The organism is Vibrio sp. SBT000027, assembly GCF_963894355.1.
Taxonomy (GTDB): domain Bacteria; phylum Pseudomonadota; class Gammaproteobacteria; order Enterobacterales; family Vibrionaceae; genus Vibrio; species Vibrio splendidus.
This window is the reverse complement of sequence record NZ_CAWQGD010000004.1, coordinates 1,287,415-1,310,411: the sequence shown is the minus strand read 5'-3', so window position 1 is coordinate 1,310,411 and position 22,997 is coordinate 1,287,415. Positions and strand designations below refer to the sequence as shown.

The window sequence follows — 22,997 nt, the reverse complement described above, 5'->3', positions numbered from 1 at the left end:
AATTGACTATGACACAAGTAACTCTCACTAACTTAGTAGGAAAGCTATCTCCCGAACTGAAGCAAGCGTTGGAAGCGTCTGCGGGCGCGGCGATGAACCAAGGTGTTGGAGCGATAGAAATAGAACACTGGATCCTTCAGCTTATTTCCCAAAAAGATCCAAAGCTAATGGCGTTGTGCGAATCTCAAAAGCTGTCATTAGACGCTTTAGTGAATGAGCTTTCCAAAAAAATAGCTATGCTTCCAAAAGGCAGCGAAGGTCAGCCGACACTAAGTCATGGCTTAACTGAATTAATCAAAGATGCTTGGATGATTGCATCCGTAAACTATGGTCATGGCGAAATTGTCAGCTTGCATCTTATTCAAGCTTTGATGCAACAGAACGTGTTAGGCGTAAGCACCCTACAACTAGAAACGCTAAGCAGTGTTTCACTCGAATCTCTACAAGGTCTGATCAAGAAAACCCCTATTGCCCGCAATTCTGCAGCGCCTTCAGCCGGTGGTTCTGTCGATACTACCCCAGCAGGTAACGACGCACTGAGCAAGTACACGGTGAATCTGACTCAACAAGCGATTGACGGCAACATAGATCCTATTTCTGGCCGTAATGCCGAAGTAAGAAAAGCGATTGATATCTTGTGTCGTAAGCGCCAAAACAACCCGATTATGGTCGGTGAACCCGGCGTAGGTAAAACCGCTGTTGTTGAAGGCTTAGCGTTAAGAATCGCAGCCGACGAAGTTCCTAGTGCTCTGCAAGGCGTGCAAATCCACTCTTTAGACCTTGGCTTACTGCAAGCAGGCGCGAGCGTTAAAGGTGAGTTTGAAAACCGCTTAAAAGACGTCATCAACGAAGTAAAAACGTCAGAAGTACCCATCATTGTATTTATCGATGAAGCCCACACCCTTATTGGTGCAGGCGGCGCTGCTGGACAAAACGACGCGGCAAACCTTCTAAAACCTGCCTTGGCGCGTGGTGAGTTCAAAACCATCGCCGCGACAACATGGGCGGAATACAAAAAGTACTTCGAAAAAGATCCTGCTCTAACACGCCGATTCCAAGTTGTGACGATTGAAGAACCAAATGCAGAAGATGCGATGCAAATGCTGCGTGGCGTAGCCGCTTCATTGCAAGCTCACCATGGCGCTTTTATTGCTGAATCCGCGATTGAAGCGGCGGTCAACTTATCGATCCGTTACCTTCCAAGTCGCCAACTGCCAGACAAAGCCATTAGTCTTCTTGATACTGCCAGTGCGCGAATCGCACTGACACAAGGCGCGAAGCCAGAAGTATTGGAAACGTTAGAGCAAACCATTCGTTACCAAGAAAACGAGAAGTCGGCGTTAGAAAAAGAAGATGCACTGTTCTCAAATAGCGCTGAATTGATCAAAGAGCTCACACAATCGATTGAAGAAAACCAACAAACATTGGCAGCGTATTACACGCGCTGGGAGAAAGAGATTGAGTTAGTTGACCAAATCAAAACGGTTCAACAGGAGATCACCGAAGAACAAGAGCAAGATGCTGTCGACGCTAACAAGCAAAAACAGCTCGACACCCTGCGAACTGAATTGGCCGAGTTGCAAGGTGAAGAACCTCTTGTTTACGCCATGGTAGACGACAACACCATTGCTCAAGTGATTGCGAATTGGACAGGTATTCCTGTTGGTAACATGATGAGTGATGAAATCGCCAAGCTGCTGACTTTAGAAGACGAGCTTAATACTCGAGTTATTGGTCAGGATGTCGCGAAAAACGAGCTCGCAAAAGCAATTCGCATATCACGCGCTGGGTTAACCGATAATCGTAAACCGATTGGTGTGTTCCTGATGTGTGGTCCTAGTGGTGTGGGTAAAACTGAAACCGCCATGGCGCTTGCGGAGCAACTGTACGGAGGTAGTAACGACCTTACCGTGATTAACATGACCGAGTTTAAAGAAGAACATAAGATCTCTATGTTACTCGGTTCGCCTGCCGGTTATGTCGGCTTTGGTGAAGGTGGTGTGTTAACGGAAGCTATTCGACGTAACCCATACTCAGTACTGCTATTAGACGAGATGGAAAAAGCGCACCCTGGCGTGCATGACTTGTTCTATCAAATCTTCGATAAAGGCCATATCAAAGACAGTGAAGGCCGAACCGTTGACTTCAAAAACACCATCATCATTATGACGTCCAACGCAGCTGACCAAGCTATCTGTGATGTGTGCGCTAAAACCACAGACCGTATCGACAACGATGAGTTACTTGAAGCAATTCGTCCAGACTTGCAGCAGTACTTCAAACCGGCTTTCTTAGGACGAACTACCATTGTCCCTTACTATCCGCTTAACGATGAAGAGTTAGCAAAAATCACTGAGATCTCACTAAATCGAATCAAGAAGAAACTCGCAGAACAATATCAAGCTTCCTTTACTTGGGACGCAGACTTCATTCAATTCGTGGTTGACCGTAATACCGATCCAACGACAGGTGGCCGTGCAGTCGAGCAAATCATTAATCGTTCATTGATGCCTAGATTGGCTGAAGAATGTATTGGTCGACTCAGCCGTAGCGAACCGATAACTCAAGTCACTGTTAGCGCGACCAACAACAGTGCTGACTTCGATTTATCGATTAAGTAGGTTTTAACTATGAACAGCAAAGCTAGCCAAACATTGATCAAACCTTCACTAATTAACCTATCACTTAGGGTTAAGTTGATGCTGGCCATCATGGCGGTTTTGCTGTTTTCCATCACCTTAAATGCAACGTTGAACTATTTTAATTTCGAGAAGAGGCTCACTGAAACTTCCGACTCCATCTATGAAATTGTATTAGAAGAAACACATAACGATATCAACCAAGCGATCAGTTTAGGCTTGCCGCTTTCAGCGATATCCAACATCCAAAGTATGTTGGATCGCCGTTTAAAAATTGTTGACGGTATTACCGCCTTGGTTGTCGTTTCTAGTTCGGGGGAGCGACTTTTTGGTACCGGAGAGGGAAATCAAGAAAATGACCGTCAGCTATCGCTCGATATCACTAACTCCTTTGGTTTAGTCGAAGGCCAAGTAAAGCTCTACTATTCCACAACGCTATTAGAGCAACAGAAAACCTTCTTGCTCAAGCTCCAGTTCCTCTATTCGGCAATTTGGATACTACTCTCTTGCCTGATTGCCTTTATCGCCCTGAAGTACCTATTGAAAGGTATTGTAGGCCGAGTAAAAGGCGCAACTGCAATATTTGAATCCGCTACCGATTCGGATGAATTGCTACCAACGATCACCCAAGCTCACAAGGCGCTGCAATCCCCGAACTCATTGTCTAAGTTTGAGAAGTTGAAAAACAAGCACTTTCCGGTGTTTATCATCTCTCTTGCCATCCTGTTGACCATCATTGCTAACCTTGGGGTTTCGTATCAATCGCTAGACAAGTTTTCACAGATTTACGAGGTTAAGCTCGAACAGAAATCCAACCTGATTGGCGACTCGTTAAATCAGATGATTAAAGGATTAATAGACAAAGGCGTTCCTGACGACAAACTGCATGGCTTAGAAGATGAATTTGCTTTCTTCGTTGATCACCATAGCGAAATTCTGTCGATTAACTTTGAAGGACAGTCAGGCTCTTCTTATCGCTACCCTGAAGAACAAGTTGTGCACCCTTCTATCCGAGAATCGACGTTCTCACTCAACAACAGTCATACTATTCAATTGAACGTCACCACCGACAACAACCTGATCATTAACCTGCTTAAAGAAAGCGTCATGGACATGATTACCGTTTTGGTTGCCTCTTGCCTTGTGGTTGCAGAAATCATTCTGTTCATGTGTAACTTCATGATTATTTCACCTTGGAACCAAGTAAAGAAAGTCTTCATGTTGGTAAACCGAGACATCGTGAATCATTTGGCTAAGATCTCGTCACGCGATGAGATTGGCAAACTACTCAATCTGACTAACCAAGCGATCACTAAGCTAAACCCGACTCAACCATCACAAGACATCGATAAGCAAGACTTTCGATTCATTCGTTTACCGCTGTTTTTATTAGTGTTCTCAGAAGCATCTTCACTCGCCTTTTTTCCTAGGTTCGTCTCTTCACTGGAAAATACAACCGGTTGGATACCTGAAAACCTAGTCACGAGCTTGCCCATTTCTCTGTTCATGTTGTGTTGGGCTATCTCACTGCCATTTGCAGGTTACTGGTCAGATAAAGTAGGCAGAAGGCATTCATTGATGACAGGTGGACTCATCACTTGTATTGGCTTGGTTGCTACTGCTTTCATTCAATCTCTCGAACTCTTGTTGGTGGCTCGTGCTTTTACCGCTGTAGGCTACGGTATCGTATTTATTTCAGCACAAGGTTATGTGTCAGATACCACTAACGATTCTAATCGCACCAAAGGAATGGCGACTTTCTTGTCATCATTCTTTTCTGGCTCTTTATGTGGTGCAGCTATCGGAGGAATCTTAGCGGAGAAACTTGGATACTCAGAAACATTTATGCTCGCAGGACTGTTGGCAACATTGAGTGTCTTACTGGTCTATGTGTTCTTTGAAAAGTCGACCACCAGCAACGCGAGTAAACCCGTTCAGCTGAAAGACTTTAAGCTTCTGTTGAGTAATAAGTATTTTGCATTAATTACAATATTCAGTGCGATACCGGCGAAGATCGTACTGACAGGCTTCCTTTACTACATCTGCCCCGTGTATCTGCAATTCCTTGGCGAAAGTAGCTCTGTATCTGGTCGTGTGATTATGGCTTATGGCCTCGCGATCATTCTAATTTCACCATTGAGTGCCATTTTGGTCGATAAGCTTAAAAACAAAATGGCCTTTATTTTTATTGGCGGATTACTTTCGTCCCTTGCCTTGCTCAACTTCTACTTCTTCCAAGGTACATTAGGGCTGCTACTCATCGTAATCATTATTGGTGTCGCACACGGCATCTGTGTTTCTCCACAAATACCTTTGGTCATCGACCTCCTATCTGGTCAGGGTATCGAGAAGGGAAAAATCATCGGCATATTTAGACTTACTGAGCGTATCGGTAATATCGCGGGGCCAATGCTGGCTGGGGTTTGTTTGAGTATCTTCGGTTACGACCAAACTATTCTTATATTTGGTGCGTCGCTTCTCGCGAGTTCCTTTAGTTTAATTGTGTTTTTCTCGATATTCCTGAAGTCTGATAAACAGAAGCTAGGGGTTCAATTATGAGATTTATAGTGTTCGTTCTTAGCTTGATTTTAATGTCCCCATCCTCATTTGCTAAGAGTGATGAAAAACACGTCATTCTTTTATTATGGCGAGGAGTAACGGACGCAGAACAAGGCTTCATGGATTATTTATCCCAACATATTGATGTGAGATTTACCGTTCTTGATGCAAACAGAGATAAAGCTCAGCTCAAACAACATATTAGAGATCTAGAATATAAAGAAGCCGACCTCATTTATTCATTTGGTACCACTATCACATTGAATTTATTAGGAACTTACACAGAACCAAGCGAATTTAGAATAAACAACACGACGCCGGTTGTATTCAGTATCGTGACCGACCCTGTGGGTTCTAAGTTAATCACTGATTTATCTTCAACAGACAGAAACTTTACTGGTGTATCGCACATCGTACCCCATGAAATACAGTTTAAAGCGATAGAAAAGCTCAATAACATTTCAAGCCTTGGGGTTATATATAATGCTGACGAAAATAATTCGATTATCACCGCAAATAAAATGATGGAGTTATCGGAAATTTATAACAAGCGTGTTATGTTGTACCCATTAAACATTGATAAAACCAAGTCAAACAGCGACTTAATTAACATCACGATAAACAATATGAAACGTGATGGTGTCGATATGGCTTATTTACCCCCGGATTCATACATTATCACCCAAGGCGGGGAAGTCGTGTCGGGGCTACATTCCGCAGGCATACCTACTTTTTCGGCGACCGAGAGCCCGATAAGAAAACACAAGGCCCTGTTTGGTATTGTCAGCCGTTACTACAATGTTGGTCAATTCGCTGGATACAAAGCGAAGAACATATTGAAAGGAACTCAAAAAGCTTCAGACATTCCGATAGAGTCACTTAGCCAATATTCCTATATTGTTAATATCGAAGCCGCTCATAAGCTCGACTATTACCCGCCAGTGTCAATCTTGAAGATCTCTGAAGTGATAGGACACTCTAATGATGTTAACTAGAGCCTCTACCATCAGATTATCGCTAGTCACCCTACTCATCTCGACGTTTTGGTCGATGAGTGCTTCTGCTCAAGTAAAAATTGGGCCATCTCGCCTAATGCTGACCACACAAGATTGGCCACCGTACCAAACCTATGAAAACGCTTCGATGCAAGGCATCGCATTAGACAAAGTTAAATGCGCGTTAGGCATGATGGGACAGCCTTATCAACTTACGATGACCACTTGGTCGGACGCACAACTGCGTGTGCATAGTGGTAGCCAACACGGCTTTTTCGTCGCCACTAAAACTTCTGAGCGTGATGAATACGCTACGCTCTCAGCACCCATCGCAAAACAGACGTTGAATTGGTATTTTGGCCCAGGAGTGGAGCCGAAGGTTGATGAATTGTCAAAGTTAAACCTTAACTTTTCTGCCAAATTTGGCTCAAACAAATGGTTTTGGCTAAAACGTAATGGATTTAACGTCGTTAAGCAGCCACGAGATGCTAAAGTATTACTAAGACTTTTAAAACAAAGGGAAATTGATGTTGTTTTAGAAGATGAGTTGGTCTTTAAAAGAGAGTTGAATAAAGCCTCTTTACCACTCGATTACTTCAATTCGACGAATTTAGATACCAAGGATATGGGGGTCTATTTTTCGAATCGATTCCTTAAAACCTATTCGGGTTTCTTAGACAGTTTTAATTCAGCCATATCCAAGTGCAAGGAGTAGCCATTGTCCATCAGTGTCCACATGATTTCTGTACCTGCTGAAGAGGTTGTTTCCTCTAGAGTGACGTATCTGCCCGAAAGTGGCGGAAGCTTAGGTCGTTCTCCGTCATGTGATATTGCGCTACCCGATCAATCAAAATGGATCTCTAGAACTCACTGCCAGCTCTACCCGACAGATCGTGGTTACGTGATTAAAGACATCAGTAACAACGGCGTATCGTTAAACGATAAGTCTTTGGCAAAAGAGAAAGAGTACGTCATTACCGACGGCGACATCATCAAACTTGGTGGCTACACACTGCTGATTAGCCTATTGAGTGATCCAAAAGTCAACGCGGCCAATAACACCACACAGGATGAAACTTTTATAGAACCTTTTAACTTAAAGCTTGATGACAGCGATACTGACTTTTTAGATGACTCACCAGAAGTTGCAATCGTTCAGAAGACCTCGAATTTCTCTTCAAAGAATGTTCTGAGTGACGACCCCTTTTCATCTGATCCATTTGAAGATTTGGACGATGACAAAGTCATACCGAACATTGAAGTAGACGAAATCTCTCACGCCGATAACAACACTCTCTCTTCTGCAGAGTTAGAATATCTGCCCGTCAATGTTGAGAACAATACGCGCATTGAAGAGTCAATCGACAAACTCATCACGCTGACCGAAAAGAATCAACAATACTTACAGAATCCTCAGCTTCAACAAAAAGCGCTGTTCGACGCCCTAGAACAAACCGTTGATCAGTTCTTAAATGAGTTTGCACCAAAGCAGCTTGAGAGCCAATTTAGTGAGTATGTCAGTAGCGGCATTTTTACCAACAAAGATAAAAAGTATTGGAAGATTTACCGAAAGCATTTTCAACACCGTCAAGACAACGGAGATTTCAGACGTCAATTCAAAGCGTTGTTTATGGAGAACATGCAGAAGCAAAGTGAGGAAAGAGAATGAAACGTCTCATACTCTTATCTCTTTGTGTATTGATCACAGCATGTTCTTCATCAGATCCAACTCCTGTTGTCACTCAATATTCGTTGACCGTTAAAGCTGATGCGACCGTCAACCAATACAATGATGACCAAGCGAACCCTGTTGTGGTTAGGCTTTACCAACTCACGGATCAACAGCTGTTCAAACAGCTGCCGTTTATTGATTTGTACAACAATGACTTGCAGCTATTGGCGGCAAACTTAGTTTCAAAACAGGTGTTACCGATAGTACTGCCTAACTCAGAGCAAAAGCTGACGTTAGACATCAACAAAAACACGCAATACATTGCAGCTCTGGTCGAATTCGCGGATTACCAGAATGGCACAACCAAGACCGTTTTGATTATGCCTTCCGATCCAGAGCAAACCTTAGAGTTAACGATTACAGGGAAGAAAGCAGAGTTAGCCGTGATACAGCCTGACTCGAGCTGGTGGCAAATCTTTTAATAAAAAAGCCAATATATAAAAATAATAGAAAAGGATTTTACGTGGACGCTTTCAAAAAAGTAGTGTGGCAAGAAGGGATGTTTATTGCCCCTCAGCACTTTCAGCAGCAAGATCGCTATGTGCAAAACTACATTCGTCAGAACATTGAAACACTGGCTGGTTTTGCCCCTTTCTTTGGCATCACCGAGCTAGTGCTTAACCACGATCTCTTAAAGATCGGTAAGCTATCTATACCGAGCTGTTCAGGTGTGTTCCCCGATGGAACCCAATTCAACCTCAAACAAGAGATTGTTGTCGATATTCCGCAAGGCACCATTGAAACCATCGTCTACCTTGCTCTGCCAATCTCTTTACAAGGCAACAATGACTACAGCGAAGATGGACAAGAGCAGAGCCGTTACATCACACGTTCAATCAATGTATTCGATACTTCTACCTCCGAAAACGCCAGCGTCGAAGTCGACGTAGCTCAGCTGAATATCGGGCTCAAATTCGCGGGAGAAGACACCTCTGGCTTTACCCTCATTCCAGTGGCTAAGATTTTAGAAATCAGCGACTCAGACGAAGTGATGCTTGATAGAGCCTTCATCCCAGCTTGCTTGCATTACGGCGCTTCAACCCTCCTTAGCGAACGAGTCAAAGAAATTCATGCGCTGGTAAGTAATCGCGCTCAAAACCTATTGAAACGCATTGAAGCTGGCCAAGGGCAAAAAAGTCCTCAGTCTATGATGCAAGATTTCCTGTGGCTTCAAACGCTCAACACATGGCTACCGTGGTTTGAATTAACCATCAGTAACAGCAAATACCCGACACACGAACTGTATTCAAAGTTGAAACAGTTTGAAGCTCAAGTCATGGCGTTAACACCAGCGATTCCAGACGAATGCCAGCCTTTAAAATACGACAAACTCTATGACAACTTTAACCCACTGTTTTCGAGCCTGAGAAACTTACTCACTCTAGTTCAACAAGATTCGGTTATTGAGTTCAAGTGGGATGTTTCACTGTTTGAGAAACGCCGCTTACTTCGCACGTTAATCAAAGACCCTAGCAGCGTTTATAACCGTCGTTTCGTTCTCAGTGTTAAGTCCGATATTAGCAGCACAGAGCTTAATGAGCTGTTCCCTATTTCAGCCAAGTTGAGCAGTAACAACAAGATTGTTGAGCTAGTGAGAAGCTCGCTGTCTGGTATCTCATTAACCCCACTTCCGATCGCACCGAGTGAACTCAAACCGATGCAAGGTGTCGCTTATTTTGAAGTCGATGCCAAAGATCGAAATTGGTTGGATATGCTAGATACGCGAGATGCGATTGCGCTGCACGTCGATGCTCGCATACCCGCTCTCGAAGTCGTTCTTTACGCGTTGAGATAATGGCCATGGATTATTTAGACGAAGAAACACTGGTCATAGATAAAGCATCAAAAGGCTCTGCGAATACAGAGTCTGACCAAGCTTTGTCTAAATTGGTTGCGGTGCACTCCACCAGCACCCAAGAAGAGTTTCTGCGTCACTTTGATAAAGCAGAGAATCAACTGATCAACATCAGCAGTGGTTTGCTGACCAAAACACTCAAGATCTCAACGCTGTCTGAACCTGAAGATTTAACCGTTTTCCGAGAGCAGTTTATTCAGGGTATTAACGACATAAAGGCTCAAGCAACCGAGCTTACCTACCCTATTGCTGTTATCGATAAGCTGTGCTTTTTGTACGCTGTAGTCATCGATGAATTCATCATCTATACCGAGTGGGGAGAGAAACGCGGCTGGGAAAACAAAACCCTGCTTAGCGAACTATTTGGCATGCGTAATGGTGGTGAACTGTTCTTTTCTGTTGCTGAAAAAGCCGCAAGACAGCCACACAAACTGATCGATCTTCTGGAGATTATCTACCTGTTCATCAATATTGGATTCAAAGGCCAATATCGTGAAGGCGGCGCTGAACAGTTAAAAGCATTCGTCCACCAACTAGAACAAACCATCAGTCAATATCGTACCGCCAGTGGCGTTCACTGCCGCACGAAGGTAAAGCTTCCTGACGTAAGAAAACCGACTAGACGTAAACGTTACTTCATTACCAGCTTGTTCTTCTTTTGTTTGATAGCAACCAGTATTGGTTTAACAGAGTTCTGGTACAACAAAACCCACGCACAGCGATCGCGTGATTTCACCTTTTTACCGAACTTTAGCCAACGCTACGTTCTATCAGGAGAAATCAAAGACATAGTCTTCATCAGCCAAGATAACGACTTGGAAAACCCTCCTCGTCACGCAAGTAAATCTGACGCGGTAGAAGCCGAAAAAACGACTAACTTCACGCCAAGTTCAGCCAATTGGTTGGTCCAACTCGCGACGTTCTCAAGTAAGAAAAATGCCCAAGCTTTCATCAAAAATCTATCTCCATCCGCTTATGAGCCAATTATCTCACCTTACAAAAAATACTATCGAGTGATATTAAGAGCCAACACCTCAGAAGAAGCGAGAATAACCAAAGCTTGGTACGTAGAAAACGACCAAATAAACGCCATTATTGTTCGCACTTCTGCGCATGACTTAAACAAGGAAGAGTCTAACTGATTATGCCGGATGCCAAATCAAACAAGTCAGGCAACGTTAAAAAGACAGTAGGTATTTCAGCCCTAGCCTCTGTCGCCTTTTTTACCGTCGCCTCTAGCGTTATTCTGTTAACACCACTCAATGCTTATTTGGTGTGGGCGCTGACCACTATCGCCATTATCTCCACGCTTATCGGCTTCATTTGCTATTGGGTGCTCATCAAGCGCAGCGCAAAATCGCAAGAAGAGTCTTTCGATAAAGAACTGATTCAGAAAAGAAAAAAGCAATTAGCAAACCATTTTAAACGGATGATCAACGGGCAAAAGCGCAAAACTCGCTTAACTAGCCGTTACGACCAGCCAATCTATCTACTACTAAGTCAGAACCCAAACAAAGACAAAAGCATCATCACTCAAATGGGTTACGAAGCCTACAAGCTTGATGACTTCGGCAATGACATTGAATTCCCTGTTCTGTTTTGGGTTAGCGAGCATTCTATTTTGGTGTCGGTAAGTATGGGCGAAGACCAGCATCCTGAATATCTAAAGACACTCAGTCAGTCTCTAACTGCATGGCGCCCGAGACAAGCTGCAAATGGTCTGTTACTCACCACCGACGTATCGTCACTACTTGAAAACAACGAACAGATAACACAACAGGCTGACGAGCTTAAATCGACAATCAAGACGTTCAATCAAGCTTTTGGTGTCAGCTTACCGATTTATAACGTCATCTCGAATATGGGCAGCATCAGCGACTTTTGTCAGTTCTTCTCTGCTTTTGACGAGTCGAAAAGAGATGAAGTATTCGGTGCCACAGCCCCTTACTCTGCACATGGTGGCATTGATGCGAACTGGTTCAATGATGAATACGATCATTTGATCAGTGAATTGATCGCGAACATGAGCAATGCATTAGCAGGTCAGTTGAATCAAGATTATCGAAACTCTATTGCCAGTGCTCCTTTCCAGTTTGGACTATTGAAACAAAACCTTTGGCTGTTCCTCAATCGATTGTACCGAGGTGAGCAACTCAGTGACGCGCTGCAGTTCAGAGGCTTCTATTTCACTCATGATGGCCAAAGCGCTTCGCAATCCGACTTACTTGCGAGTGCGGTCTCTTATTCTGTAGGACATGAACACTACCAACAGAACGAGCAAATCCCTGTTAATCAGACTTTGTTTGCCCAATACCTCATGACACACGTGATCCTATCGGAACACGAGTTAGTCGGCGTAAACAAGCGCAAAGAGAACACCTTGTTGGTTAACCAAGTTCTGTTCACTCTCTCTTGGATTGGTTTACTCGCAGCCGTGTTATTAGTGATTAAGTTCGACTTTGATTTCCAAAATCAACGAGAGACCAGAGCGGATGTAATGTTGGAACGCTACAAAGAAGCGATATCTGCCTCACCTTATGATATTGAAAACATGGCAGATAACATTCCGAACCTGTTCTCACTGCAGCGAATCTATAACCTCTACAAGCAGCCCGAGCCTTGGTATAGCTTGCCGTTTATGCCGAATCCTAGCATCAAGGAAGAAGTCGAAGAGGCCTATTTCACGGAATTACAACAGGTGCTTATCCCTTCGATGGAAAATACGATCGAGAAAGACCTGTTTGTATACGTAAACCTTGAAGATCAATCTCAAACGCTGTCTCTGCTTAATAACTATCGTTTACTTTTCAGTAAAGACAGAACCAATGTCCAAGAGCTTAAAAACTACTACGTACGTACGCTGCAAGACCAAGGAGAGGCCGATAGCGTCAATATTGCTCAGCTAGAAGTACTGTTGAATGACATCTTTGCACGTAACCTGACGCCAATGAAATCGAACCATGACCTAGAGAGTCTAGCTAAGAAAGTCATCACTCAGACAGGCATTGAAACCCTGTTGTACGAACATATCCAAAGTTCTAATACCTATGCAAAGCGTGTCGATATTCGTGGTGAATTAGGTGATAACTTTGGCTCAGTACTCCAGTTCTCGCCAAGTTACGCCGGCTACTTAGTTCCTTATATCTACACACCGACGGGTTTTAACGAACTTGATTTATCGGTCAACTCCCCGACTCTTAAATCGGCTTTGCAGTCTTATGAAGGCGTTGCCGGGGCTTACCCTAGCGCACTGGAGCTTCACCGAATCAGCCGAGAGCTGAAGCAAACCTACCAGAATGATTACATTAACTATTGGCGTGATTTGGTTCGTAATGTCGAAGTCAAAGAAGTGTCTGACCCTACGCAACTAAAAAACACGCTAACGAGCCTGTCGGAAGCCAGCAATAATCCATTAGTCAGTTTGTACTCGACGATAGCTAAGTACACCTATGTAGAACTAGAGATACCAGCCAAGGATGACAAGGAACAAGATCCTGCAAGCATGCCGATTCAAGATCCTGATAAAAAAGAATCCGCTCGTCAGATATCTCTTAGTTTCCAAGCATACAAAAAACAGGTTTCTGCCAATGACCAAGGTAAGAAGCCCATCGACAACCTACTGACCGCATTTATTAACGCTAAAAAGTGGGGAGACAAGTTTTACGAGACCAAAGAACCACAAAAGGTCGCCTTTGAAACACTGTCTGTAACGTTACAAGCTGGTAATCCTATCGCATCGCTATCCAGCCTATCCAACAATCATTTAGCGGTAGCTGAAGAGCTGATAAATAAAGTGGTACACCAGAGTAATGAGACGGTGATGTCATTAGCTCACGACTACTTGAATACAGCGTGGTCGAAAGAAGTGTATCAACCTTACCAGCAGCGGTTAGCTTCATTTTATCCGTTCAACCGAAAATCCAAATCGGACGTGAGTGTTGCGGATGTGAAAGCCTTCTTCGTGACTAATGGCATCGTCGATAAGTTCTCTCAAACTCGCCTTAATGGATTCGTGAAAGATAGTGACCAAGCACCCTACTTACCGGGATTATTACCCGGCACAGGGTTATCCATTACGCCTGAAGTTTGGACAATGATTGATAAGGCCGCTGATATAAAGAACGCCCTATTTTTAGCTGATCCATCGAATGTTCTGATCAATTTCCAACTGAAAGCCGTCGATATGACACCAAACATCACGGAATTTTCGATCATTTCAGATAAGCCTATCTTTACCTATCGTCATGGCCCAACACTATGGAGCCAACAATCATGGCAAGGTGACGCGAAGTTTATCGAGAAGTTAGGCATTCAACTCAATGCTCAGGATTCTACAATTGGCCAGAACACTGTAAAAGGGACATGGAGTTGGTTCCGCTTGTTCGAGCCAAACGTGAGTTTCACCTCTGCTCAAGACACTCAGGTTGAGTTTGTTTACGGCGACAGCAAGGTGAAGCTGACCATCAAAACTCAAGGTCAATCAAACCCATTTGTTCCCGGTTTCTTCTCTGGATTCTCACTGCCAAGTGGTATCTGATAACGCGCTTTCAAACAGCTCGTCTTGCCCATCAAGGCGAGCTCAAACTTCTAAGGGTAATATATTCTCAAAAACGAACTTGAACGATGAAAAGCTTCTGCAAGTGTTCAAAGCTCATGGGTACACTAACCTCTCTCGTTTAAGTTCACGGGTTTTCAAAGCCCAACACCCTAGTTGGGGGCTGGTTACGATAAAATCTGCTCAAGAGTTAAAACACCGTCATTTCTTAAAACAAGAGGCGGAGTTTCTGTATTTAAATACCAATTTCAATACCGACTCTAATAAAAAAGATGTCTGGCCGAACTATTGTGATTACTTTTCTAGTCACAAGAGTGACTGTTTAGTTATTTCTTACATGAATGGTCAAACACTACTCGAAATACAAGCAGATTCAGATTTAGCGGAATGCTTACCCTCTCACTGGATTCGAACTTTAGAAGCTACGATTAACCAAGTCCACAGGTTGGGTTTCGCTCATGGTGATATTAAGCGATCCAACATCGTATTTAGCACGCAAGGCCAAGCTAAACTCATTGATTTTGGCTCTGTTACTAAGATAGGCACTGAACACGAACAGCTTCGATTTGAGAGTTACACGCCTAAATACTCTAGACCGCACTTGGTCAAAAGCAAGCTTGACGATTGGTTTGCTCTTGCGGTTATGTTAGAGGAAGTTTTAGATGATGCAGCCCTACCCAGCCGCTATCAAGTTCTCCTGAAACAGCATAGATAAACCAGTCATATCTGTATTTTTATCTTTAGGCATCGAAAAAACGGATGAGCAATCATCCGCTTTTTTGTTCGCTTTAATCCAAGCCACTTGGCCTATGTTATGAACACAATAACGTGAGTGATTCAGGTCGCTCTTTTATTCTGTTCATTTGGTTATTCAAGTAGCTTTGTTATTCAGGTATTAGAAGCGATTCCAATCCACCAGCAACAGTCGCTGCGAGTGCTTTAGGCGTAAGGCTTTCTTTCACGCTATCTTTGATAGTTGTGCCATTAAAGAAGTTCTTAACCTGCTGCTTTCTTACCGCCTTAGTAAACGCTTTTTCATCCGTTCCCGGAATAAAGTTCGGTTCACCACGCGCGGCATTTAAAGCCTGTTTCACTCCCGGTTTATTACTCTCCAATGCGATTTCGCTATTGGCAATAAACGCCTTGGCCTCTTCTTGCAAAGTGGCATAAGCACTCAAGGTCGACTTCTGGAAAGATAGCTTGATCACTGAAGGATCAGTATTCACCTTACGGCCAAACTTACGCCTAATTCTTCGAGTTAAGCGAGTCCTCATATTAGGCGGTGGTGGCGTTATGTCGGTAATTGAAAGGAAATTATATGGTGAACTATAGCAAGGCATGCAAACCATGTAGGAAGCGATAACTGGGATCTCCTCCATCTTCATTTTGAACCAGTCTCGGAAAAAGTTCGCGCCAATAACATCCCTCTTCTGGTTAAGCATCACGCACTCTTGCTTAAACTTACGAAACTTACGCTCCATTACCCACTTGTCGTATAAACCGCGGAAAAAATTGAAGATAGAAAGAACGGCTTTAACAATACTAGTTACGGTAGCACCAATTCCTGAACTGGCTAAGTTAATCGCGATTACACCACCATGAGCTAGTGCAATCATTGAGTCTTCGATTGCAACAGCGCGAATCTCACCACGAATTTTATCGATCACGTCAGCACCAACACGCATCGTTGTCATTGAACTTAAGTGGCGGGTTTTGTGGTTATTAACCGCTTTACCCAGCGCCGAGTAAATTCGTGTTGCCGCTTCTTTAATATCATCAATCGCAGGGGCTAGGTCGGCAAATATTCGTTTAACCAAACTAGGGATCATAGCGAGAATCTGAGCCTTAATATCATCCATCGCTATGCTAGTAATACTCTTCGCATAGTCCAAGAATTTTTCTTTTATCTGCTCGGTTATGTTTTCAATCATACCAGCAAGGCTTGTTCCACTCCCTGTCACAGCCTCTGTAATGGTGCCCGTTAAACTGTCAACTTCTGTTGCGGCGGCAACAGCAATTTTAACCTTATCAACTTTAGTAACACCCACCAAATCTGCATTCGCAAACAGCGATAGCATGTCTTTCTGAATGATGGTCAGCCCTGTATTCGGCATCGTACGTTCTCCCTGTACAAATCCACTTTAGATTTGAAAAGTTACTTGAACGACTAAGTACCTCTGAATCATTCAGTCTTAGCAAACTAGACCCTGAACTATTCAACCTTGATCGCACTACTACACAATCCATGTCGTTATTCTTTGTTAAATAAAGGTTAACATATAAAATATCTATTCATAAAAAGGGACTTCATTATTTCCTTTTAGATTCCAAAACCAATAATTAACCCTCCAGAAATCATGCATTTCCACCAAATTCCACTACGCTTTATTAGCATAGAACATAGCAATCTGATTAAATTTTTTAGGGACGAAAAATGAATCAAATTACGACAGATAAACCGATTATTCTGGTTGTTGATGACATTCCGGACAACATCCATACACTCTCTGGGATCCTCAACGACGATTTTAAGATCAAAGCGGCGACATCCGGCGAAAAAGCATTAAAGATAGCTTCATCTTCACCAAAACCTCATCTCATTCTTCTCGACATCATGATGCCGATTATGGATGGCTATGAAGTTTGCAGACGACTAAAAAGTGACCCCATCACCTCTGATATTCCAGTGATCTTTGTTACCGCCAAGACCGATGTAGTCGATGAGCAACGTGGTTTTGAATTGGGTGCTGTGGATTACATTACCAAGCCTGTTAGCCCACCGATCGTCAAAGCGCGTGTTGCTACCCATATTTCTCTGTATGACCAAAATTTAGCACTTTCTCGCAAAGTAAGGCAGAGAACGGAAGCTCTGGCAATGAGTCGATTGGAGATTATCCGCAAACTCGGTCGTGCAGCAGAGTACAAAGACAATGAAACGGGAATGCACGTTGTAAGAATGAGTTACTACTCGAAAATTCTAGCTCAACACTTGGACGTTAATGAGGATTGGGTAGAACTGCTTTTCCAAGCCGCACCAATGCATGACATAGGGAAAATTGGTATCCCTGATTCCATATTAGGCAAACCAGGAAAGCTGGATCCTGATGAATGGGAAATCATGCAAACACACGTCACCATTGGTGGTGATATTATTGGCGACAACGACTCCAAATTGCTGAAGCTTGCGCAAGAAATTGCGCTCTATCACCATGAAAAATGGGATGGTAGCGGCTACCCTCACAAGCTATCGGGTGAAGATATCCCTCTCAGCGCACGAATTGTCGCGATTGCCGACGTATTCGATGCACTGACCAGCGAACGCCCTTACAAAGAAGCTTGGCCTATTCAAAAAGCAATTGAGCTTATTCAAGAACAAGCCGGCCATCATTTTGATCCTAACTTAGTGCCAATCTTCATTAGTAAGCTCGACGAGATGTTAGCGATCAAAGACTCTTTTACTGATGAACCAGAACACTAAGTTCGCTGATACTTTATCAATACAGGTATTTTATGAATACTGTTTCAAGATTTGCTAACGATTCGAAAATAATCTTAGTCTCTTTTCTCGTAGCGGCTATCGTTGTGTTTTCCGTCGCAGTAGCCGCTTGGATTAATCTCAATAACCGCTTCATCGGCGTTGAAGAATACGCTTCCAGTACTCGAGTGCTGACCTCCCTCGATAAACTGCGTGTTTATGAGCTGTCTTTCAGTAACGACTACAACGAACAAGTCATTGATAGCTTTAATAAAGAAGCAGAAACAACTGTTCCGTTAGCCAATGATTATGCCGACCAATATGCAGCATCACTGCCAATCAATCTGCTCACGGAGTATTTGATTCAATTCAAGCAATACGGCGACATTATTAAATTGAACCAATCCACCCGAGCACTCATGAATGAACGTTCCAATGCTGCGACTGAGTTATTGCGAGAAATGAGGGATCGGCACAATCAAGCCATTAATCAAAGCAGTCAAAACATTCGAGGGTTGCGATTAACCAGTGAAGAACTCACCACCATTGCCTTAAAAACCAGTCAACTCACCACTCTCGCGGTTAATATACAAAACCTCGAAAAAGAGTATTTACTCGACGGTAACCTAAAGACCTACTCACTGGTCAAGATTGAGATGCAAAAGGCTTCACAGTTGATTACCGAATTACACGATCAGATTTTAGATGACAAAGGACAACAGCTTTTAGAGATCGTCGAAAAGGCAAAAAATCGCTATTACACCAACTTAGTTCAGCTTCAAGGCGTACCGGTTTCTTCTAAAAAGTTAAGAGCCTCGCTCATCAATCAAGTCACTTTGAGCGGCTCTGAATTTTCGCGTTCGGTTGGATTACTCTATCAAACCAAGCAGAGCCAAGTCGCGGAACTGAATCACCTCGTTTCTCAATCTCAAGCAGAACTCTCTTCCCAATTGCTCATAGGGCAAGACCTATTGGCAATTCGCACGCTACTAAGTCGTTCAAATCGATTCAACCGAGATTTTCTGCTCGCAAATTCAAAGGAACAGAAGCTCATCGCCGACAAAGTATCGCGCGTTATTAACGAGATGCAATCGAAGTCTTATAATGCGCAACGACTTATTACTTTGTATGCGCCAAACGTAAAAACCACCGCCTTTGACGAGCATATCAGCGTCTATGAATCGCAATTCACTCAGTTAGTCAATTCACAAATGCGAGGTCACCAATTACTCAAAGCGATGGATGAGAGCTTCTTAAAGTTTCGAGGTTTCGTATCCCAACGTCACCTTTCAGAAAGCGTCAATGTTAAAGACTCGTCCAGTGTGACTTACCATTTGGCCGTGGGTGGAGTGATTTTCTTCGTCATTATTTTGTTGATGGGTTTGCTGGCCAACAAAGCGCATTCAGCGTTAGAAACCTTCGCGCACAGCCTAGCTGCTGCACGTGATGAAGCCGATGCAGCGAATCATGCAAAATCCGATTTCTTAGCTAATATGAGCCATGAAATTCGTACGCCAATGAACGCCATCATTGGTATGAGTTACTTAGCATTGAAAACAGATTTAACCAAGGCACAGCGCAACTATATCCACAAAGTGAAGCTCTCTTCTGACACCCTACTCGGGCTAATCAATGACATTCTCGACTTCTCGAAAATTGAAGCGGGAAAACTCGACATTGAGAAAGTGGACTTCCAACTTGAGAATGTACTCGACAATATTACTAACTTGGTTGGTTTACGAGCTTCAGAGCGCGACCTAGAACTACTCATTCAAGTCGACAGAGACGTGCCTACTAACCTGATTGGGGATCCGTTAAGAATTGGGCAAATATTGATTAACCTAAGTAACAATGCTGTCAAATTCACAGAGAAAGGTGAGGTGAAGATCTCCATCTCAGTTGCAGAAAGACAAGGCGATGACATCAAGTTGAGCTTTGCCGTCTCAGACAGCGGTATCGGTATGACGCAAGAGCAAGCCGCCAAGTTATTCAACAAGTTCACTCAGGCGGATAGCTCAACAACCCGAAAATACGGTGGCACAGGCTTAGGCCTTGCCATCAGTAAAGAACTGAGCCAACTGATGGGAGGCGATATTCAAGTCTCAACAGAACTTGGCAAAGGCTCGACCTTTTCATTTACGATTGCCACTCGCGTCATTCATTCTATCCAGAAGCAACGAGTGGTGGTTCCAGCATCAATTAACGATTTAAAAGTGTTAGTCGTCGATGACAACTCCAGCGCGCGCTTGATCGTAGGTGACATTCTAGAGTCATTGAAGCTGACACCAACACTGAGTTCATCCGTTGATGAAGCTCTTATTGAGTTACATACCGCTGACGCTCAGAACAAGCCATTCGATTTAGTTATTTCCGACTGGAAGATGCCTAAGCGAGACGGCGTAGACTTACTAGCAGAGATCAAAAATGGGCAGCAGCTAAACACAATGCCTAAGATCATGATGCTGACCGCTTACGACCGAGAAGAGCTTGCTGAAGCCATTGAACAAAGAGGCTTTGAAGTACCAAGTATTCTAGACAAGCCAATCACCTCTTCTCACCTCTATGACTCTATTGTCTCACTCTATGGGCTAGATTCAGATCGTGTCTCACGTAGTGAACTAGAGCAACAAAATCAGTTAGCCAACGTCCAGCAATTAGCCGGAGCCAAATTACTCTTAGTTGAAGATAATGAAATCAACCAAGAACTCGCGACTGAGCTATTAGAAGGACAACAAATTCAGGTTTCGGTAGCCGAAAATGGCAAGCTAGCGATCGAGTTTTACCAACAAGCCATTGCAGACGGACAACCGTTCGATGGTATTTTGATGGATTGCCAAATGCCAGTGATGGATGGTTATGAAGCAACAGAGTACATTCGTCAGCAGATCAACGATCAAGACATACCGATCATCGCAATGACAGCCAATGTCATGGAGCGAGACAAAGAAAAGGCGCTCGGTTGTGGCATGAGTGACATTATTGCTAAGCCGATCGATGTCGGTTCAATGTTTGCCACTCTCGCGAATTGGGTATCACCTTCCCGTCCTGTTACGTTTGTTGACTCAATATCACATCAGGAAGAATCTGTAGGCTCTACTGACGAGTCAGAAGACAACAGTGCCTTTGATACAGCACTCTCCAAAGTTGAAGGTCTAGACATTACGCTTGGCTTAATCAGAGCCAACAATAATCACCAGCTGTACATCAAGCTATTGAAGCGATTTGTTGAAGCCTATTCTGACGAAAACACCTTAACTACCGAACTATCCAGTAGTACTCAACAACGTTACTTACACACCCTCAAAGGTGTGGCTGGCAATTTGGGTGCTAAACAACTGCACACGTTGTGTGAAAACCTAGAAGCACAGCCAGACGATACCGATTTGAAAGACAGAGTGATCGACACATCGCTTAAGCTAAGTAAATCACTAAGCGAAGCCTTGTCTCAAATTGAAGTATCAAAACATTCTGCAGTAAACAGTTCTACCAAGTCGGAAGAGAGACCTAAACAGCAGCAGTCGACTGCAGACCAACAACTCTACCGTCAATTATTGGATACGACGGTTAATGATGACACCGATGCGCTCACCATAATTCTTAACATTGAAGATGGCGATAAGATTGGATTATCTTCTTCAGAATTCAAACGACTGGAAGTTTCGTTGGAAGAGTTTGATTTTGACAAGGCAACTGAGATCTTGAAAGGATCGACCTTATCTGATTAACCGTCTGACAAATAAAGGAATTCCTTACAAACATTCCAGATTTTATAGAGAGCCTGACATGGCTCTCTTTTTTTCGCCTTCGCACAACACATCACCGTGAACTTTATGAACAATATTAATCCAATGTTCTTTATTCTCAATATCGCCGCATTACAGACATTTCGTTAACACACCGTTAACTTTAACGTCATCTACTAAGCAATACCCTATTCGTGTATTTAGTAGCTGGATATAAAACATAAGTTTCTCTCCATTGAAGAGATCCCCTACATAAGGAACGTGAACCATGTTCAAGGCACTGAAACCTACTCTTGCGGCTTCTATTATCGCAGCAACCTTTTCTTTCAACACTTTTGCTGCTGACGTAGAAAAAATCCACTTCCTAATCCCTGGCGGCGCTGGTGGCGGTTGGGATATGACAGCTCGTGGTACGGGTGATGTATTGGTGAAATCAGACATCGTAGAAAATGTCTCTTTCCAAAACCTTTCTGGTGGTGGTGGCGGTAAAGCGATTGCTCACCTAATCGAAACGGCTCAACGCCAAGAAGACACGCTAATGGTGAACTCAACGCCTATCGTTGTTCGTTCACTAACGGGGATCTTCCCACAATCTTTCCGTGACCTAACTCCTGTAGCAGCAACCATTGCCGATTACGGTGCAATCGTCGCGTCTGCGGATTCTAAGTACAACACTTGGGAAGACGTCGTTAAAGAGTTCGAAAGCAACCCACGTAAAGTGAAAATTGCTGGTGGCTCAGCTCGTGGCAGCATGGACCACCTTGTGGTTGCGGCAGCGTTCAAAGGCGAAGGTTTTGATGCTAAAAAAGTGCGTTACATTGCCTACGATGCTGGCGGTAAAGCGATGGCAGCACTGCTTTCTGGCGAAACACAGCTGCTTTCTACTGGCCTTGGTGAAGTGCTAGAGATGTCTAAATCTGGCCAAGTAAAAGTATTGGCAGTAACGGCGCCAAAGCGTCTTGACGCTGCACCTAACATCCCAACACTGACTGAGTACGGCAACGAAACCGTATTCGCTAACTGGCGTGGTTTCTTTGCGGCACCTGGCACAAGCCAAGCGAAGATCGACGAGTGGAATGTAGCACTTGGCAAAATGTACAAAACCGATGAGTGGCAAGTGGTTCGTGACCGTAACGGTTGGATCGACAACTACAAAGCTGACAAAGATTTTTACGCCTTCCTAGAAGATCAAGAAAAACAGATGGGCGACCTAATGCGCGAGCTTGGTTTCTTGAAATAACCAACAACCATAGAGGGCCTATGTGCCCTCTTACTCTTTCCTTGTTTCGCCGTGCATGAGTTAACTTCAAACTCCTTTGTTTATTCGTAGACGTATTACTAACGCTTGCCGATTCGTTGTAAACGCAAGTGGCTGATAAACCAGTACCGTAATTCGCTTACCTTTGGTTAGTGATCCCAGACATTTCATTAACTCGCTCATGTA

General features: G+C 43.6%; 14 protein-coding genes. 13 read left to right on the top strand and 1 reads right to left on the bottom strand.

Annotated elements, in window-relative coordinates; genetic code table 11:
- The first annotated feature begins 8 nt into the window (after window positions 1-8).
- The 10 genes from tssH (at window position 9) to AACU28_RS15490 (ending at window position 15,050) form a co-directional block, all read left to right on the top strand.
- On the top strand, window positions 9-2,621 hold the full coding sequence (tssH, locus tag AACU28_RS15535; protein ID WP_121603182.1) for a type VI secretion system ATPase TssH: 2,613 nt from the start codon (window positions 9-11) through the stop codon (window positions 2,619-2,621).
- A 9-nt stretch (window positions 2,622-2,630) separates the two neighbouring features.
- A complete protein-coding gene (locus AACU28_RS15530; protein WP_121603181.1) occupies window positions 2,631-5,198 on the top strand; it encodes an MFS transporter in 2,568 nt (855 codons plus the stop codon).
- Window positions 5,195-6,193: an ABC transporter substrate-binding protein gene (locus AACU28_RS15525; RefSeq protein WP_102492223.1), complete on the top strand. Its 999-nt coding sequence runs from the start codon at window positions 5,195-5,197 to the stop codon at window positions 6,191-6,193. The genes AACU28_RS15530 and AACU28_RS15525 overlap by 4 nt, the downstream gene beginning before the upstream one ends.
- Window positions 6,180-6,908, top strand: coding sequence for a transporter substrate-binding domain-containing protein (locus AACU28_RS15520; protein ID WP_102481957.1), 729 nt, complete (start codon window positions 6,180-6,182; stop codon window positions 6,906-6,908). Before AACU28_RS15525 ends, AACU28_RS15520 begins: the two co-directional genes overlap by 14 nt.
- Window positions 6,909-6,911: 3 nt before the next feature.
- Window positions 6,912-7,862: an FHA domain-containing protein gene (locus AACU28_RS15515; RefSeq protein WP_102501095.1), complete on the top strand. Its 951-nt coding sequence runs from the start codon at window positions 6,912-6,914 to the stop codon at window positions 7,860-7,862.
- The gene (gene tssJ / locus AACU28_RS15510; RefSeq protein ID WP_121603180.1) at window positions 7,859-8,347 is read left to right on the top strand and encodes a type VI secretion system lipoprotein TssJ; all 489 of its coding nucleotides are present in this window, start codon (window positions 7,859-7,861) and stop codon (window positions 8,345-8,347) included. The genes AACU28_RS15515 and tssJ overlap by 4 nt, the downstream gene beginning before the upstream one ends.
- A gap of 41 nt (window positions 8,348-8,388) precedes the next feature.
- Window positions 8,389-9,720 (top strand): type VI secretion system baseplate subunit TssK, encoded by a 1,332-nt coding sequence (gene tssK, locus AACU28_RS15505; RefSeq protein ID WP_102501093.1) that lies wholly within the window; start codon window positions 8,389-8,391, stop codon window positions 9,718-9,720.
- Window positions 9,720-10,922, top strand: coding sequence for a type IVB secretion system protein IcmH/DotU (gene icmH / locus AACU28_RS15500; protein WP_183091196.1), 1,203 nt, complete (start codon window positions 9,720-9,722; stop codon window positions 10,920-10,922). The genes tssK and icmH overlap by 1 nt, the downstream gene beginning before the upstream one ends.
- 2 nt (window positions 10,923-10,924) lie before the next feature.
- Window positions 10,925-14,317: a type VI secretion system membrane subunit TssM gene (tssM, locus tag AACU28_RS15495; protein ID WP_121603179.1), complete on the top strand. Its 3,393-nt coding sequence runs from the start codon at window positions 10,925-10,927 to the stop codon at window positions 14,315-14,317.
- Window positions 14,318-14,396: 79 nt separating this feature from the next.
- Window positions 14,397-15,050: a protein kinase domain-containing protein gene (locus AACU28_RS15490; protein ID WP_259462815.1), complete on the top strand. Its 654-nt coding sequence runs from the start codon at window positions 14,397-14,399 to the stop codon at window positions 15,048-15,050.
- A gap of 169 nt (window positions 15,051-15,219) precedes the next feature.
- Here AACU28_RS15490 and AACU28_RS15485 read toward each other — a convergent pair whose 3' ends face one another.
- Window positions 15,220-16,449: a hypothetical protein gene (locus AACU28_RS15485; RefSeq protein WP_121603177.1), complete on the bottom strand. Its 1,230-nt coding sequence runs from the start codon at window positions 16,447-16,449 to the stop codon at window positions 15,220-15,222.
- 320 nt (window positions 16,450-16,769) lie between these two features.
- On the opposite strand from AACU28_RS15485, the gene AACU28_RS15480 reads away from it, so the two are divergent.
- From AACU28_RS15480 to AACU28_RS15470, 3 genes are all read left to right on the top strand, one after another.
- Window positions 16,770-17,813: a response regulator gene (locus tag AACU28_RS15480; protein ID WP_121603176.1), complete on the top strand. Its 1,044-nt coding sequence runs from the start codon at window positions 16,770-16,772 to the stop codon at window positions 17,811-17,813.
- Window positions 17,814-17,845: 32 nt separating this feature from the next.
- On the top strand, window positions 17,846-21,535 hold the full coding sequence (locus AACU28_RS15475; RefSeq protein ID WP_121603175.1) for a response regulator: 3,690 nt from the start codon (window positions 17,846-17,848) through the stop codon (window positions 21,533-21,535).
- Between the two features lie 286 nt (window positions 21,536-21,821).
- Window positions 21,822-22,793 (top strand): tripartite tricarboxylate transporter substrate binding protein, encoded by a 972-nt coding sequence (locus AACU28_RS15470; protein WP_009846588.1) that lies wholly within the window; start codon window positions 21,822-21,824, stop codon window positions 22,791-22,793.
- The last annotated feature ends 204 nt before the right edge of the window (window positions 22,794-22,997 follow it).

Coding starts and splice junctions, on each gene's coding strand:
- tssH (WP_121603182.1), top strand. CDS start 9: ATGACACAAGTAACTCTCACTAACTTAGTAGGAAAGCTATCTCCCGAA.
- AACU28_RS15530 (WP_121603181.1), top strand. CDS start 2,631: ATGAACAGCAAAGCTAGCCAAACATTGATCAAACCTTCACTAATTAAC.
- AACU28_RS15525 (WP_102492223.1), top strand. CDS start 5,195: ATGAGATTTATAGTGTTCGTTCTTAGCTTGATTTTAATGTCCCCATCC.
- AACU28_RS15520 (WP_102481957.1), top strand. CDS start 6,180: ATGATGTTAACTAGAGCCTCTACCATCAGATTATCGCTAGTCACCCTA.
- tssJ (WP_121603180.1), top strand. CDS start 7,859: ATGAAACGTCTCATACTCTTATCTCTTTGTGTATTGATCACAGCATGT.
- icmH (WP_183091196.1), top strand. CDS start 9,720: ATGGCCATGGATTATTTAGACGAAGAAACACTGGTCATAGATAAAGCA.
- tssM (WP_121603179.1), top strand. CDS start 10,925: ATGCCGGATGCCAAATCAAACAAGTCAGGCAACGTTAAAAAGACAGTA.
- AACU28_RS15485 (WP_121603177.1), bottom strand. CDS start 16,449: ATGCCGAATACAGGGCTGACCATCATTCAGAAAGACATGCTATCGCTG.
- AACU28_RS15480 (WP_121603176.1), top strand. CDS start 16,770: ATGAATCAAATTACGACAGATAAACCGATTATTCTGGTTGTTGATGAC.
- AACU28_RS15475 (WP_121603175.1), top strand. CDS start 17,846: ATGAATACTGTTTCAAGATTTGCTAACGATTCGAAAATAATCTTAGTC.
- AACU28_RS15470 (WP_009846588.1), top strand. CDS start 21,822: ATGTTCAAGGCACTGAAACCTACTCTTGCGGCTTCTATTATCGCAGCA.